This window comes from Aurantimicrobium photophilum (assembly GCF_003194085.1).
Taxonomy (GTDB): Bacteria; Actinomycetota; Actinomycetes; order Actinomycetales; family Microbacteriaceae; genus Aurantimicrobium; species Aurantimicrobium photophilum.
In genome coordinates, this window is record NZ_CP023994.1 from 1131895 (window position 1) to 1148745 (window position 16851).

Consider the following 16851-nt stretch of genomic DNA (forward strand, 5'->3'; position numbering starts at 1 on the left):
GAGCCCTCATTACGACACCGCCATGCGTTTGCCGAGGAGTTGCTGGAGATCGTCGAGGCGACCAATGGTTGCCACAGTTAGTCTGCCCATTCGGCGTGTAACTGGAGAAGCTTCAGGAGCACAACTCACCACAACCACTTCAACCCCGGCAGGGAATGCCACAGAGGCAGAGTGCAGGGTCTTCGAGTCCACGGCAGCACCGGTGACCAGGAACGCAATGGACACATCTGCTGCCTGCGCTGAGGCCAAGCGTGAGAGCTCCACAATGCTGGGGCTTCCCTCTTGCAGGTGAACTCCAGAGAGTTCGTCGAGTAGTCGGTCGCGGGAAACAGTAGACATCGCTCGAATTCGGGCAGGTGCAGAACCACGTTCAGCACGGCGACGTGAAGCCAGCTCTCGTGCAGCTTCACGCAAAGCACTGAGGCGGCCGGTTGAAGCGGGCCTAGCATCGGCGCTCACCAAAACAGAGAGATCACGGGTGTCGCGAATAGCACGAACACCCAGTGATGCCGCGGCACTGACGGCTAATTCGAACTCATCATCGGTGGCAAATACTTCTGGTTCGGTGTCCAGCACAATCATGAGGTGACTGCGACGAGTCTGCTCAAACTGTCGGACCATAAACTGGCCCGTCTTCGCCGTGGACTTCCAGTGAATGTTGCGGCGATCATCACCGGGAACATATTCACGTAGCGCATGGAAAGACAGGTCACTGTCGGTGAGGTCCCTGGTGGGATTACCTTCCAGATCTCGCACAAAGCCCGTGCTCATGCTGAGCAAGCCAATAGTTCTGGGGTGAATGAACAGCGTGCGCACATCCCCGTGAACAACTTCACGCGAGATAAGGCCCAGCGGGTCTTGACGAATGACACGGGCAGGCCCCACCTGAACCATGCCACGGTGATCGGTGGGAACAGGCAAGGTGATGTCGTCCTGCGCAGCTTTACGCAGTCGACCCACCTGAGTCTCCACCTGCTGCTCCCCCACGGGAACAACCACATCAAGCGACGCCAGTGAGTGACCAGTGGGATTAGACACCGTCACGACGAGCTGTGCTTCATCTCCAACGACCACACGCTCGTGAGCGAGGTGGAAGGACACTTCATGAGAGTGGCGAAAGAGTGCGTAGAGCGTGGCCAGACCAAAGGTGAGCAGTCCAGCAACACCCAAACCTATGAGTTCAATCCATCCCTGTGCTGCACCCACGACAAGGCAGAGCAGGGCTACAACAGCCCAGCCCCAGCCTCGCGAGGTGACAACACGGAAGTTCATTATGCGGCAGGTGCTCCCACGGGAAGATCAATCAAGATCTTGCCCACAACGTTGTTTGCTGTCACGCCATCGAACTCAGCCTCGGGGTCCAGCACGAGACGGTGAGAAAGAACGGAGTCAGCAAGTGCCTTCACGTCATCAGGGATGACGAAGTGGCGGCCTTGCGATGCTGCGTGAACTCGTGACGCACGAATGAGTGCCAAAGCACCACGGACCGAGGCACCCAGGCGAACTTCTGGCGCAAAGCGAGTGGCTTCGACAATGCGGGAGACATAGTCATTGATCTCGGGGTCAACGTGGACGCTCTTGGCCAGTTCAATCAGCTTGACCACCATCTCGGCGGGCACAACACCGTCGAGTTCAGCAGCCTGCTTCTTGGCAGAGCCTTCCAGGATGAGCATGGTTGAGGCATGGTCGGGGTAGCCCAAGGATGCCTTCATGAGGAAGCGGTCCAACTGGGCCTCGGGGAGGCGGTAGGTACCGGCTTGCTCAATGGGGTTTTGGGTCGCAATGACCATGAAAGGCTCACCGGTGGGGTGGGTCACACCGTCCACGGTCACGTGGTGCTCTTCCATCACCTCGAGCAGAGCCGACTGCGTCTTGGGGCTTGCGCGGTTGATCTCATCCGCGAGAACGATGTTGGAGAAGATGGGGCCCTTGTGGAATTCGAAGGCACCCTTCTTCTGGTCAAAGATGCTCACACCGGTGATGTCACCGGGCAGAAGATCAGGGGTGAACTGGATACGTGAGTGGCTTCCCTGCACACTCTGCGCCATTGCACGAGCCAGCGAGGTCTTACCCGTTCCGGGGTAGTCCTCGAGGAGGAGGTGACCACCACTGAGCATGGCAGTGAATGCCAGGCGAACGGTTCGATTCTTGCCCAGAAGAACCTGTTCCACGTTTCCGACGAGCTTGTCGAAAACTTTCTGGAACCCGGCTGCTTGTTCGGGTTTCATACTCATGTTGTGCCTTTCGATGGAGCGGTTAGTTCTGGGTTGGAATGTAGAAGGGAGCGGGTGTTCCACTGGAGGTGGAACCGCCAGCACCGCAGTCACCTGCAGCTGTGCAGCCACGAATAACAACAGTCTGGCCTGTGCCGGAGGTTCCTCCGGCTTGGAAGTAGGCGGTTTTGTCGATTTGGTAGGTCGGAGTGGATGCCCCGGCTACCTCGGTCAGATCAACCCAGGTGCTGCCAATCTGGATCTGCCAGGTTCGAATGGAGGACTGCAGTGAGGCAACTGTGGGGTTTTCCACGCGAATGACAAATTCTTGGCCGTTTGTCGCTGTGGAACATGTCACTGCTGGTGTTGCCAGAGGGAATTCAAGACAGCTGGCTGCGTCATAGGACGCAGCTCCTGGAATGCGCTGTGCAATGGTGAGACTAGTTGTCTGGGCAACGCAACTAAATCCGTTGTCGGCATAGACAACGTAGTTGTAAGTGCCCACACTCTTGGAAGAGTTGTCATTCCAGGACGTTGCCGAGCCCACATTGGTCGCCCCTGATTGGTAACCAGCGAGGCAGCTTCCGTCAGAGAAGGAAGACGTTCCACCCTTGACGTAGTAGGTCACTGATCCAGCACCGTTGGCACCCACGGGGTTCCAACTCAGCGTGGTTTCACCGTTGGCGCCAGTCTGGGTGGCCACCAGGCCACCTGCTGGCTGCGGTGCGCCGATAGCAACGATAGATCCAGAGCTGGTGGTGTTCCAGTTTTCGGTGTCTGCGTTGTTCTGCGGAGTGACGCGAGCAACATAGGAGTGCCCGGGGGTTAGCCATAGCGTGGGGAGGCTTGTCACATTGGCAGGTTGGTCGTAACTTGCCCGCACGGTGGTGCCATCTTCGATGATGGTGACCACGTACTTGCTGACAGGGCTACCACCAGAGGGCGTTCCCACAGCACTCCAGGAGACATTAATTCCGCCACCCTCGGGGTGAGAAGAATCAAATGCCGCGGTGGAAATATTGACCTGGGCAGGCCCTGCTGGAATGACGTCTGCGCTCAGTGGCTCACTCCAGTTACTCAGCTGAGATGTACCAATGGCGTTGGTGGCACTCACGGTGAAGCGGAAACGCTGACCGGTTGGCAATCCATCCAGCGAACAGATGGTGGAGGTGCATTCCTTGCGGTAGCCGCCGTCACTTTCGACGGTGTACTTGGTAATCGCCGAGTTGTTGGCAGCTGGCGCTGGCCACGACAGGGTCAGAGTTCCAGAAACAAACCCAGCAGCACGCGTGGGGGCTTGTGGCGCGTTAGGAACATCCTGAACAGAGATGTTGATGACGCCCCAGACATAACGATCGGGGTCGTTGGTGGCGTCTGCCACCTCATATTCAAGCGTGGTGTCACTGGGGTCAGCGTTGCCAGAGACCGTCACCGTCAAAGTGGACTTATCTGCAGATGGAGTCACGGTGACCCCCGCAGGAATGTTTCCACCATCGAGACCGCGGACCGAAAGAACCTTCAAAGGCTGTCCTGGGAAGGGGTTGGTGGCTTGGTCATTGGCCAGCACGTCCACGGTCTGGGTTTCACCACGCTTGGCCACAATGCTGTCCGTTGCCGGGATAGCCAAAGGCCTGGTCGAGGGCACGATACGAATAATGATCTGACCTGGAGAACCGTCCGCAACCTTGTCTTTGACTGTGACGGTCAACGGAACGGTGCGTCCCTTGGCAGCGTCGTCGCTGGCCTTGAGCGTCAGCGTCTGACCGTCCAATGTCGCGCTGACACCTTGACCGGCACCTGAGACGGTGTATTCGAGCTCATCTTGGTCATCGACGTAGGGATAGCGCGTGACGCGGACGAGGTCGAGGGTCTTCTCTTGACCGGGTTCGAGGTCAATGTTGGCGCCCATCATGACCGGAGGCATGTTTTCGCGAGGAGTCACGGTTATCGGCAACACAATCGTGGCGGTGTGAGCACCGGGAGAGGTGGCGGAATCACCATCGGTGACTTCGAAGGAAATGGAGGCCGGGCCGAAGTAGCGATCCTCACTGGTGTAGCTCAGCGTGGTGTCGTTGACGACAAGCCTGGAGCCATCTGCATGGGTCGCACGAACCGTTGCGGAATCCGTCAGCTTCACGTTCTTACCCAATGCGGCAATGACGTAGTCGTTGATATTGATACGCAGGGTTTGCTCACTCACTACGGTCAGCGGAGCAACACCACGCTTGCGCTGAGGCAGGGCATCATCGGTGCCGGGGACCCAAATAAACGCCGTCGACGTGACACTGGGGTCATCGGGGTGAGCGACAGAGAACGGGATGATCTGGCTTTGTGCCAGCACCTGCACGCGAACCGTATTGCTCGAGATCACACGGGCAGTCTGGCCGTAGCCGTTCACAATGGTGGGGCGCAGGCTCGATACCGGCCCATCAGCGAAGAAGGCATTCGCCATCACGTTTACATCGACACTGTTGTGGCCAAGGATGTCTGTCAGGCTCACCACCGCATCAGAGATGACGGGCTTAGCCAGTGGTGCCTGTGTTTGAACATCGAGAGTGATGAAGTTGGAGGCGGAACCTGCCAGGTCATTCTCTATTTCATAGATCAGGCCATAGCGTCCAGGGGTCAGTGGTGCGGTGATCTTGACCAGATCGCCCACGATTTCTGCCGTGACGGAATCATCCTGAGGGGTCACCGTCACAATGGAGAGCGGACGTCCATCAGGGTCACTGTCGTTTTGTAAGGCACGGACATAGACGGTGTATCCGGGGCGTGCGATCACGTTATCGGCTACCGCAATGGGATTGCGGCCACCGGCAAGTGGCTCTGCAATTCCGACGCGAATGGTGGCACTCGCCTGAGCTCCAAGAGCATCTACGACCGAGTAGCTGAAGGAATCAGTGCCGGTTGCATAGGCAGAAGCTTCGTATTCAATCCAGTCACCACCAACTGACGTGATGGAGCCCTTCTCAGGGTTGGTGTCGAGACCCACAAACTGCACTGAGTCACCGTCAGGATCGATACCGACCAACGGGATCGGAATACGCACAGTCTGACCAGACATAGCTCGTGCGGTCACGGTGCGCGGATTAGGTGCTTGGTTGGTGTCTTCGTCAATGGCACGAACCGAGATAGTGACCGTGCCACTGGCCCACTGGCCGTTATCTGCGTTGACGCGGTACACGGCCGAGTAGGTTCCCGGGTTGTTGCCAGCAAGGAAACGCAGCTGGTTCCCCGAGACGAAGAGCAGTCCTGCACCGGAGGGAACATCTTGATCGAGGGTGGGTGCCAAGGTGAGCTGGCCACCGTCAGGGTGAATGTCGTTGGCAAGGACAGGAATGCTGATGACATCTCCCACGCGCACCGCCACCACATCGGGAACAGCAACAGGTGCCTGGGCAACCACTGGTGCTGGTGTTTGCACAACCGTGATGGTGCCTTCGCTCTGAGAAATACCGTTACTGATGCGATATCCGAAGGACACGGCTGCATCTAGTGGCTTAGTGAGCGTCACCCGCACAAGTCTGTGGTCGACTACCTCTACTTGAATACCTGATTCAAGAGGAACATTCATGGTTCCCGTGACCACGAGCACACCGCCGGCAGGATCGCGGTCGGTGGCGGTCACATCAACAGTTCGAGACTGCTGCAGCGGAACATAGACCGCGTGAGCAGAGGTAATCGGTTGCGCGGAAACTTCAGGCGGATCAATCACATCTATGCGCACCAGACCCGAGCCGGTGGCATCACCATCTGTCACCGCATAGGTGACATAGGTGGATCCTGTGCGGGACGCGGTTACAGAGAAGGAGAAGTTGGCGAAGTCGGTAACAATATCCAAACCAGGAACAGCTGGAACACCAGTCAGGCTGAGCACACCAGTTCCCCCGCGAATGTGCGGAGAAGGATTAATGGTGACCGGCTGGCCCTGAACCGCAATCACGGCAAATGCTTCAGCAACAATCGGCACCTGACCAGCTGCCTTCACACTGACCTGGACGGAACCAAAACCTGATGCACGGCCATCAGAGACTTCAAGCGCAATTTGCTTGTTTCCGCCACCCCCGCGACCAGAGTCGGTGAATGCCACACGACCTGCGGGTGAATAGGACAGTGAGTCTGGTTCCTCGGTTGTTGCCGCAGCAACGAAGATGGCATCGCCATCAGGGTCGACCCAGTCACCCAACACATTCACAATGACCTGCCCGCCCATGGCCACAGAAGTGCGTGTGGGGCGAGCCTGAACAGGTGGAGAGTTTTCTGAATCAGGACGAATGTTGAGCGTGACGGTGGCGGAGGCTTCGCCGCCGCGGCCGTCAGAAATCGTGTAGTCGAACTGGGTAGCACCGGCAGCATCAGGGGCAAGACGAACCATGACCTGATTACGGTCAGCGTTGATGTAAATCTCACCGAGCCCGGCAGGAATACCTGTCACCGAGTCAATGACGAGCGCATCACCATTGGGGTCGTAGTCGTTGAGAAGAACAGGGAGAGCAGTCACACGACCTGGACGGGCACCCAGATCGTCATCGACCGCAACCGGGGGTGCTGGGTTTTTGTCATACTCAGGGGCATCAGCGTTATTGGTTTGGACTACCTGCTGTTCTTGAGCTTGCTGAGCCAGGAGTGAATCCCAGTTGTCGATGAGGCGAACTCCACCCTGCACCGCCCAGACCAAACCAGTGGCAGCATCATTAAGCGCAATAACACCATCAGACACGCGGAACGTCAGCTGGGCAGATCCAGACATGGATTCTGCATTGTCCGTGCTGTCCCCAGCTGAACCGCACTTCGACCACACGGTGCCACCAGACCACGCTGCATAACCGCAGTCCCCGTCAATCAGAGGAGCAGCGGGTCGACCGTTTGCTGCAGTAATGAGAGAAGTCTCACCACTGTCGAGGTTGATGGCAGAAAGCCCTGAACTGGTTGCTAACAGCACAGATAAGGTGCCCGAGACATTCGTAGACGCGTTATTGCTCGCGTTCACGCCCACGGCGCTGGGAAGCTGCAGCTTCGCCTGAGCCAGTTCAGTGGCGGTTGCGCTCACAGAGATGACACGGCCAGCGGTGATGAGCATTGCTGATTCACGGTCCAGCACAGCCCACCGGTCCCCCACCAGCGTGATCTCCAGCTTGCCCGTGTTGAGCTTCGCATCCAGAGTCTTCGACTCGGGTGTGACGGAAGTCAATGTGTTGATGCTGGAGAGAGTGCCAAGCTTGGCGCTGACCCCCACGAGGAAGCCTTGAGCATTAACCGCCACAACAGAGTCCGCACCAACCGTAAAGTTGGCGGGCTGGGTTTGCGCATCAAAGGTGGAGATGGTTGCGGCAGGAATAACCCACACATCACCAGAGCTGGGGGCGTGCAAGATGACGTTGTCACCAGAGAGCGCCGCATAGGTCACATCCTGTGGAAGTGGGATGCTCTCCGAGACCTCTCCGGTTGCCTGATCAACCACATCCAATGAACGCGTGGCGTCATTAATGAGGAACACGTGTTGAGCGTTTTGCACCAGATCCATCTGACTGGAATCTGTGGTGAGCACGGTGTTGAGTTCAAAGACCTTGGTGTTGGCACGACCGATAGCTTGCTTGTCACCGTTAGTCACCCACACAGCACCATCATCGAGGTTCACGCGCTGCGCTTGATACCCGGTGGCCACGAGTGCGCCAATGACCAGAAGTGAAAGCACACTGGTTGCCGCCGTCCACTTGATAATGGTGCGACGGCGTGGGGTTGCCCCGAGGAGGCGGCGTAACCACGAACGGATCATGATTATCCGGCCACCACTGCCAAGACGAGAGTGACGATAGCCACCACTGCCACCACACCCGTGACGACAGAAATCAGGAGCTTGCGCCGGCGGCGCGCAGCGACGAGCGCAAGCTCATCACGTTCTGCCGGAGTGGAGTTATAACCCTGGCGTCGCCAACTTGGCGTGGAGTGGGCATCGAGCGGGGACAGTGCGGTGCGATCGTTCTCATTGATCACAATCGCGGTGGAACCCCACTCATCACCGACAACATCCAGAGGAGTCTGAGCTAAGCCCATTGACGTCTCAACCTGCTGCAGCTGCCGAGCAAACTCGAGTGCCGAGTGTGGACGGTCGATGGGGTTCTTACTCATCGCCTGGTTAAGAACTTCTTCCAGACGAGCAGGAACGTCACTACGGCCAATGGGCTGCGGCTTAGATTTCAAGATGCGGCCAGCGAGGTGACCGGGAGAGTTGTCCTTGCCTGGGATCTCAAAGGGGCTGCGCCCTGCCAGCAACGAATACACCGTGGCGCCCAGCGACCAGATCTCTGAAGCTGTTGAACCTGTGGTGCTCTCACGAATGACTTCAGGAGCAGACCATGGCACCGAGAGTCCCACTGCGGTGGAGTTATCACCCAAATAGACCGAGGAGGCAATTCCGAAGTCACTCAAGACCGGGTGGCCATAGGCGGTAACCAAGATGTTGCCAGGCTTGATGTCGCGGTGAAGCACATTGGCGCGGTGAGCAGTTTCCAGTGCAGCAGCAATGCGTATACCGGTGCGCAAGGCTTCTGCCACAGGAATCGTCTCTGCACGAAAGCGTTCGCCGTAACCACTGACACACACCTCTGTCACGAGATAGGGGCGACCATCGGCGCTCACGCCAGCTTCGAAGACACTCAAAATCGAGGGGTGTGTGCTCAGCTGAGACATCAACTGAGCTTCAGATTGGAACATGTCCCGCACGCGAGGGTTCACAACCTCAGGCAGCAGAACCTTCACAGCAACATTGCGCCTGGGAAGCTGCTGTTCATAGAGAAACACGTCGCCAAAACCACCAGAGCCCAACACACGGACGAATGTGAATCCAGGCAGCACAGGCGGAGTTGAGGGAAGTCGTCTCGACATGTCCCACCACCTTCGTCAACCTGGATTGAGTCTCGGAGAGCTCAACGCAAATAACGCCGTAAATTCAGCGCAATTGAAGTTTAGGCAGGTGAAACTGAGGATTCGGTGTGCCCCACCGTGACCGCAATAACGTCAATGACGATCAATGTGACGTTGTCACGACCGCTATTGGTCAGCGCGGCGTTCATGAGCTCGCTCACGGCATCCTCCACCGTGGGAGCGTTGGTCAAAAAGTGCTCAATTCCGACATCGGTGAGCTCTTTGGTCAAGCCATCAGAACACAGCAACAAACGCATGCCGGGAACGACAGGAAGTGCCACATAGTCAGGGATGGGCTCATCGATGATGCCCACAGCACGGGTAATCACGTTGGCGTGAGGGTGGTAGTCCGCCTCTTCCTTGGTGATGGTTCCTGCATCCACCAGTTGCTGCACAACCGAGTGATCCACGGTGACCTGTTCAAAGGTTTCATCGAGCTTCACATAGACGCGCGAGTCACCAATGTTGAAAACAGCCCACTGCAGCTGGTCACCTTCTTGGACCAAAGCAGCACCCGTGACTGTTGTCCCCGCACCCTGCTGATCTTCGGTGAGCTTGTTACGCAGGTCCACTACCGACATAGCCAGTGCCATCTCGAGGGCGTCTAAGTCAGCGAATCCTGGCTTCTCCAAGCCGGCAATGCGCTGCACGACACAATCGCTGGCAATGTCGCCGGCACTGTGGCCACCCATGCCATCCGCCACAGCAAAGACGGGGCAGGCAATGGCATAGGAGTCTTCGTTGTTAGCGCGGTGGTTTCCCACATCCGTTCCGGCAGCCCAGGAGAGGGTTACGCTCGCACCAGTGCTCGTGTCGACAACAGTCGTGCCGGTCGAGTTCTGGCCTAGGGCAGTCACAGGAAAATCTCCAAGATTATGGGGCTACAACCGAAAGAAAACAGCTAACCAAGAACTTCAAGTCTATTACCGTCACCGAGGTCGATAATCGCGCCAACCCCGAGCGCCATCGAGTCCCCGGGGGCAAGCAGAACGGTGGGCTGCCCAGGATTGATCACACGGGTGCCATTGGTTGAGCGCAGGTCGGTCACCACCACCACATCACCGAGCACCTCAACACGGGCATGAGTGGACGACACAACACCATCAGGTGAGGCAAGAACAACGAGAGTCACTCCGCGATCACCACGCAGGGGCGCTGCAGGCAGACGCCCCATGATCAACGGCTTGGTCAGTTCGTACTTGGTGCCATTGATGTGACGCAAACGAAAACGGGAGATGAGTTCCTGCTGCGGAGCTGTATCCCCGACGTCACCAGAGCTCTCCTCAACTTCTTCAATCAGTCCACTCAGGCCCAGAGAGGTGTCCATGAGAGAGCCGATGAGGGTGTTGTATTCGTCTGTCGTTTCGGGGATGACCGTGTCATCACTAGTGATGACAGTTTCCTCAGACGGGACAACATCTCCGATGACCGTGCTGTCATCGATGATCTCAACTGATCCCACAACTGTTTCATCAATTGGAACTGTGATGATGGTGTCATCGCTGGCATCAGCGCCGATGACGGTGTCATCGTTCACGTTGATGCGAGTGTTGTCGTCAGGAGTGCTCATTTGTGCAAACCAAGGCGGCAAGCTTGCGAAAGCTTACGCACTTTCCTTTTCAGTGGACTCTTTCGCTGCCACGCGCTGACCGACCACAGCCGAGACACCATCTTGGCGCATCGAGACTCCATAGAGTGCGTCCGCGATTTCCATGGTGCGCTTCTGGTGAGTAATCACAATGAGCTGGCTGGAATTACGCAGGTCTTCGAAAATCGCCAGCAGACGACCCAGGTTGGCATCGTCCAGAGCGGCCTCAACCTCATCCATGATGTAGAACGGCGAAGGGCGCGCCTTGAAGATGGCCACGAGCAGAGCAACGGCAGCCAGCGAACGCTCACCACCAGAGAGCAAGCTCAGACGGTCAATTTTCTTACCCGCAGGCTTGACCATGACTTCAATACCGGTGGTGAGGAGATCATCGGGGTTGGTCAAAGCAATGCTTCCTGACCCACCGGGGAACAAGATGGGGAACACTTCAGCGAATGCTGCTTGAGTGTCATCGAAGGCTGCCTGGAAGACCGACTGCATCGTGGAATCGACTTCCTCGATGATGGTCATCAAATCCTTGCGGGTGTTGGTGAGGTCGGTGAGCTGTTCGGTGAGGAAGGTGTGGCGCTGTTCCAGTGCCGCAAACTCTTCCAACGCCAGCGGGTTCACACGACCGAGCTGACCGAGCTTACGCTCTGCCTTCTCTAGTCGAGTCTGCTGTTCAGAACGGTTATATAGCTTAGTTTCGGGCTCAGCATCCGCAGGTGCATCTGCATCCAGAGCAACAGGGATACCCACCTCGGGGCCGTATTCGGCAATGAGGACGTCTTCAACGAGACCGAGTTCATTACCTGCACGCTCGAGCAAACCAGAGAGCTGCATCTTCTTTTCATAGATCTGCAGTTCCAGCCCGTGCACGTTCTCGGTGATCGAGTGCAGACGTTCACGAAGCTGTGATTCTTCTTGACGCAGGGTGATGAGTTCTTGGTTCTGTGCTGCACGGTCCGCTTCGCGCTGACCCAGTAGAACACGTGCTTCCGAAACGGAACGATCGACGGAGTCCAGAACGGCAGGCAGTGCTTCAGCAACACCGGCAGCGGCATCAATCTGGCGGCGGCGAACAACAGCACGACGTGCTGCTTCTTCTGCTGCAGCACGGTCAGCCTCGAGCTGCTGGCGCAGGCCCTCCACACGAAGTTCTTCAGCACGAACGCGCTCACGCGCCGTTTCGAGCTCCAAACGTGACTGAACTTCTTTCTCACGAACCTGTTCAAGTTCAGCAAAGAGTTCATCACGAGCAGAAACATCCAGGATGGGGCGCGGACGAGACTCGACAGACTCAAGTTCGCTCGTGGCACGGTGTGCATTCTGCTCTGCTTCCTCAACAGAAGTGGCAGCCAGTGCCAGTGAGGCGCTCAATCGCTCAGATTCAGCAATCGCTGCTTCGACCTGAACACGAGCACGGTTGAGTGCTTCCGAGCGGGCAGCCAGCTGTGAATCATATTCGCGCAGTGCAGCAAGTGCTGCGGTGGAGCGTTCCTTGGCAACCTGGGCAACACCGCGCTGGTCAGCAAGATCCAGGCGTGCCTTGTCGATAAGGCCAATAACTTCGTCGAGGCGCTTCTGGGCGGCATCACGATCAGAGACAAGCTCAATACGGCTCTGCTTTGAGCCAGAACCACCGCGCAGCACGAAGCGGGTGAGAACTTCACCTGCCTTGGTGATGATGGTGACGTTGGCATCGGAGGTGTCCAAGCCTTGCTTCCATGCAGCTCGTGCTGCATCCAGGTCATCGGCGATGACGGTGGATGCGAGAAGTGCCAACACACCTTCCGGCGCAGTCACCACGTCAGAGGCGGGGACAACACCCACAACACTGGGTAAGGAAACTGCACTCTTGCCCGGCTTGGCCGCAACAACAATTTCCACGCGACCGAGGTCGTCACGATCCACATTGGCAAGTGCCGAGATGGCAGAGTCCATGTCATCGGCCAGCACAGCGTCAGAGAGCGAACCAAGTCCCGCTGCGATTGCTGCTTCGAAACCGGCTTTAACCTGGATGTGCTCGGCGACGAGGCCACGAATACCGGAAAGCTTGGCCTTCACCAGAGCAGAGGAGCCATCCTTCTGATCTAGAGCCATCGAGAGTGCGCCGGTGCGAGCCTGGAGCGCATCGCGTTCGCGCTCAAGGGTGTGGAGTTCATCACGCAGACGATCGATGGTGGCATCTGCTTCCACCACAGCAGCCTGTGCTGCCTCATATGTGTCATTCAGGCCCGTTTCACCCGCGGTGGTGTCAGCAGAATCTGACTCAACCTGGGCCAAGTTTTCTTGAGCAGAGACACGACGCTCAGTTGCCGCATCCAGTGCGTTCTGTTGACGCAGAACTTCACCGCGCACGGCAGCCAGTGCAGAGTCAGCTGCTTCTTTCTTTCCGCGCAGGCTGGTCAGTTCCAGATCGTGCTGAGAAACCAGAGCGGACTGTGCTGAGATTTGCTCGTCAATAGAGTCCAGCTTTTCGCGCGCGACCACAGTCGCCTGCTGGGCAGCCTGCCAGGCAGCTTCAGCAGCAATGACGATGCCACGCATAACCTCAACCTCAGACTCAGCGCCCTCGATCATGGCCTGGTTCACACCCGAGCCCAATGGCTGCTGGTCAGTGTCTGCACCGAGGAGGGCGAGACGCTGATTAGCGAGGTTATAGAGACCACGTAGACGTTCCTGAATAGATTCAAGAGCGAAGACAGTCTTGCGGGCTGACTCAACATCATCAGCACTCTGGTCTGCTTCGAGACGGCGCACGCGCAACATGGTGCGCTCAAGCTGTTCTTGCAGCACGATACGTTCACTGTGACGCTCAGACTCGGTCTTGTTATGGGCGTCGAGAGTGGTGCGCAACTGAACAACATCATCAGCCAGGATGCGTGCGCGGGCATCGCGCACCTCAGCCTGGATGCTCTGTGCTTCACGAGCAATCTCGGCCTGGTGTCCCAGGGGCTTGAGCTGGCGACGAACCTCGGTTGCGAGGTCAGTCAGACGGGTGAGATTAGCCTGCATCGCTTCAAGCTTGCGCACAGTCTTTTCCTTGCGGCGACGGTGCTTGAGAATTCCCGCAGCTTCTTCAATGAAACCGCGGCGATCTTCTGGGCTGGCCTGAAGAACGTTATCGAGTCGACCCTGACCCACAATGACGTGCATCTCGCGACCCAGACCGGAGTCAGAGAGAAGTTCTTGAACATCCAACAGACGGCAGTTTTCACCGTTGATGGCATATTCACTCGAGCCGTTACGGAACAGGGTTCGGCTAATGGTGACTTCGGAGTATTCGATGGGCAGAGCACCATCAGAGTTATCGATGGTGAGCAGAACCTCGGCGCGGCCTAGCGGGCCGCGGGTGGAGGTTCCCGCGAAGATGACGTCTTCCATCTTGCCGCCGCGGAGAGTCTTTGCACCCTGCTCACCCATAACCCAGGCGAGCGCATCAACGACGTTGGACTTACCCGAACCGTTGGGTCCCACCACACAGGTGACACCGGGCTCGAAGGCAAAAGTGGTCGGCTGGGCAAACGACTTAAAGCCTTTGAGCGTCAGGCTTTTTAGATACACGTCGAAGGCTCCCCGGTCAGCAGTGCGAACGCACTAACTAACAAATTTACTGGATATAAAAGCCCGACAAAACCACCGATTTAGTGGTCGTCTTCGAGTTCTTTACGAATCGAATCAGCAGCCTGCTGAAGCACCTCTACTAAACGAGGAATATCCATGTGTGTCAGGTGAGCAACCACACCCACAGCAGCCACACAACGGCCACCTCGCAGAATAGGAACAGCAACAGATCCGTTACCTGCTGTGCTCTCCTGGCGAGCCACGGCATAGCCACGAGTCTTGGTCTCAACCAGCTCGGTCTTGAGCTTGACGGGGTCCACGATCGAGTAGGGAGTGGTGCGAGAGAGCGGACGGCTGAGATATTTCTCAATAGCCTCGGGGCTCTGCCACGCCAGCAACACCTTGCCCACACCTGTGGTGTGCAGGGGAAGGTGTCCACCCGCACGAGATGCGGTGTGAACGGAACGTTCGCCACCAATACGGTCAACGTAGAGTGCCTGGCCGCGGTCCAGCACGGCGAGGGTGATGTTTTCACCGGTCTCTTCATAGAGACGAGCAAGAGTGGGGAGGGCGCGGTGACGCAGCTGGTCGCTTACAGGAGCGAGCTGACCAATCGACCACACGCGCGTTCCGATGCGGTAACGACGGTCAGATCCGCGAACCAAGAAACCACCCGCAACCAACTCGGCAACAACACGGTGTGTGCTCGACATGGGAAGCAGGGACTTCTCAGACAGTTCCGACAGCGTCAGTGCGCGGCGGCGCTCATTGAAACAACCAAGAACGGCGATGCCGCGACCAATCGAGGAGATAGGTGCACCGGCAGTAGTACGTGCTGGACTCATGAAATATCTGCCCTTTCAGGCCTCAAGAAATAAGGTTCCAATGACCGGAACACTACTCCTCATTTATCTCGATATCAAGATAAATAGAAAAATCAGGAATTTCTTCCCCGCGCAGCGACCTTCCAGCGGTCCACAACAACACCACGATCGAAGACAAAAACCTCATCTGCGAGGTTCACGGTGTTACACACATGGTTCGGAATAACCGGCAGAACATCACCCAGAACGGGCGCATATCCTTCAGGGAACTCAATGGTGGCGTGGTGTTCAGACAGCGCCACGATGCGCGCATCGGGCTGTCCCAGCACACGACCATAGCCGCTGGCATAAGGGGCTTTATCGGCACCGAGTACCTTGCTTCCCGCATCCACAATCACCCGGCTACCACGAACACTCACCACCGTTCCATGCACGGTCAGGGCAACGTCGTCCCAGTCACACGAACCCAGCTCAATCTGTTGTGCATCGTTGAAGACATAGACACCCGGACGCTGCTCGGTCACCACCGAAGCATCTGCCTCAGCCAGCGACGGTGTAGATCCACCGCTGACAATGTTGGCGTCAGGGAAGCCAGCTGCAACAAGCTGCTCCTGTGCATGAGACAACGCCCGCGCCTCGTCCTGAGCCGCTGCGGCACGGCCATCGACTGAGTAACTATGTCCAGGGAAGGTAAAGCACCCGGACACCTCAAGACCCAGATCTCGAAGACCAACTGCCAACTTCCCCACGCCCTCAGGAGCAATACCGCTGCGGTGGTGACCGCAGTCCACTTCGATGAGTAGTTCAATCAGAGAAGCACGGCCTCGAAGATGCTCGGCAAGTTTCTTTCCCGATTCCAGCGAATCAATCCCCATCCGAATAGTGGCTCGATCAAGGAGAGCATCTAATCGCTTTGCCTTAATAGGCGTCAACCAGAGCGGATAGGCAATGAAGACATCCGGGAATCCTGCCTCCACAAACACTTCAGCTTCACCAAGGGTGGCAACCGTGATACCGAGAATCCCGGCGGCTTCTTGCATGCGGGCGATCTCGATGATCTTGTGTGTCTTCACGTGGGGACGCAGAGCAATGCCTGCCGTGCGCGCTGCCTCAGCAGCGCGGGCAATGTTTCCCTGCAGTATGCCGAGCTCTATAGCGATGTAGGGAGTCTCCGGTGCAGAGATAGTCATGACTGCGAGCTTACTTTCGAAGGGATACGTGAAGAATAACTTTATTTCTCATAGACATTTCTGCGGTGTCCCAGCGTAATGACGACGACGACCAACACGTTGTCGTCAACGGTGTAAATGATGCGGTAATTCCCCACTCGCACGCGCAGACCTGGGCGCCCCTGCAGTGCTTGAGCGCCTGGAGGGCGTGGCTCCTCACCGAGCAAAGCTATAGCTCCGCGAACACGGTCCCGGTCTTGATGCCCAATTGTTTTCAGTGCACGAATTGCAGCCGGGCGAAGTTCAATCGAGTAGGTCACACCCAACCCAGATCTGACTTCACTTGAGCCCACGGAATGTTGGGGCCCTCTTCAGCCATTGCTGCATCAAATGCTGCAACGTCCTCTGCGTCTTCAAGTGCAACCATCATGCGCTCGTAATGCTCGGGGCTCACCAGAACTGCTGCCTGTTGGCCCCGGCGTTCGATAAAGACAGCTTCGGTCTGAGACTGCGTAATGATCTCAGAGAAGTTGTTTCGGGCGTCAGCCACACTCACAATAGACATA

At 57.1% G+C, this 16851-nt stretch carries 11 protein-coding genes; all 11 read right to left on the reverse strand.

Going from position 1 to position 16851, the window contains the following annotated elements; all coding sequences use genetic code 11:
• Positions 1-9: 9 nt before the first annotated feature.
• The gene (locus AURMO_RS05625) at positions 10-1272 is read right to left on the reverse strand and encodes a DUF58 domain-containing protein (RefSeq protein ID WP_110233868.1); all 1263 of its coding nucleotides are present in this window, start codon (positions 1270-1272) and stop codon (positions 10-12) included.
• Entirely contained in the window at positions 1272-2234 is a 963-nt protein-coding gene (locus AURMO_RS05630; protein ID WP_110233870.1) for an AAA family ATPase, read from the reverse strand. Before AURMO_RS05630 ends, AURMO_RS05625 begins: the two co-directional genes overlap by 1 nt.
• Before the next feature lie 22 nt (positions 2235-2256).
• Positions 2257-7989 carry an Ig-like domain-containing protein gene (locus tag AURMO_RS05635; protein WP_110233872.1) on the reverse strand — a complete coding sequence of 1911 codons (5733 nt, stop codon included), beginning with the start codon at positions 7987-7989 and terminating at the stop codon, positions 2257-2259.
• Between the two features lie 2 nt (positions 7990-7991).
• Positions 7992-9098 carry a serine/threonine-protein kinase gene (locus AURMO_RS05640; RefSeq protein WP_110233874.1) on the reverse strand — a complete coding sequence of 369 codons (1107 nt, stop codon included), beginning with the start codon at positions 9096-9098 and terminating at the stop codon, positions 7992-7994.
• An 80-nt stretch (positions 9099-9178) separates the two neighbouring features.
• Positions 9179-9994 (reverse strand): PP2C family protein-serine/threonine phosphatase, encoded by an 816-nt coding sequence (locus AURMO_RS05645; protein ID WP_110233876.1) that lies wholly within the window; start codon positions 9992-9994, stop codon positions 9179-9181.
• Positions 9995-10038: 44 nt separating this feature from the next.
• The gene (locus tag AURMO_RS05650) at positions 10039-10707 is read right to left on the reverse strand and encodes an FHA domain-containing protein (RefSeq protein WP_110233879.1); all 669 of its coding nucleotides are present in this window, start codon (positions 10705-10707) and stop codon (positions 10039-10041) included.
• A 33-nt stretch (positions 10708-10740) separates the two neighbouring features.
• Positions 10741-14292 (reverse strand): chromosome segregation protein SMC, encoded by a 3552-nt coding sequence (gene smc / locus AURMO_RS05655; protein WP_110233881.1) that lies wholly within the window; start codon positions 14290-14292, stop codon positions 10741-10743.
• Between the two features lie 80 nt (positions 14293-14372).
• Positions 14373-15137, reverse strand: coding sequence for an IclR family transcriptional regulator (locus tag AURMO_RS05660; RefSeq protein WP_110233883.1), 765 nt, complete (start codon positions 15135-15137; stop codon positions 14373-14375).
• A gap of 92 nt (positions 15138-15229) precedes the next feature.
• A complete protein-coding gene (locus tag AURMO_RS05665; protein ID WP_110233885.1) occupies positions 15230-16306 on the reverse strand; it encodes an alanine racemase in 1077 nt (358 codons plus the stop codon).
• 41 nt (positions 16307-16347) lie between these two features.
• Positions 16348-16605, reverse strand: a complete 258-nt coding sequence (locus tag AURMO_RS05670; protein ID WP_110233887.1) for a type II toxin-antitoxin system RelE family toxin — start codon at positions 16603-16605, stop codon at positions 16348-16350.
• On the reverse strand, positions 16602-16850 hold the full coding sequence (locus tag AURMO_RS05675; protein WP_110233889.1) for a type II toxin-antitoxin system Phd/YefM family antitoxin: 249 nt from the start codon (positions 16848-16850) through the stop codon (positions 16602-16604). The genes AURMO_RS05670 and AURMO_RS05675 overlap by 4 nt, the downstream gene beginning before the upstream one ends.
• Position 16851: the final 1 nt, after the last annotated feature.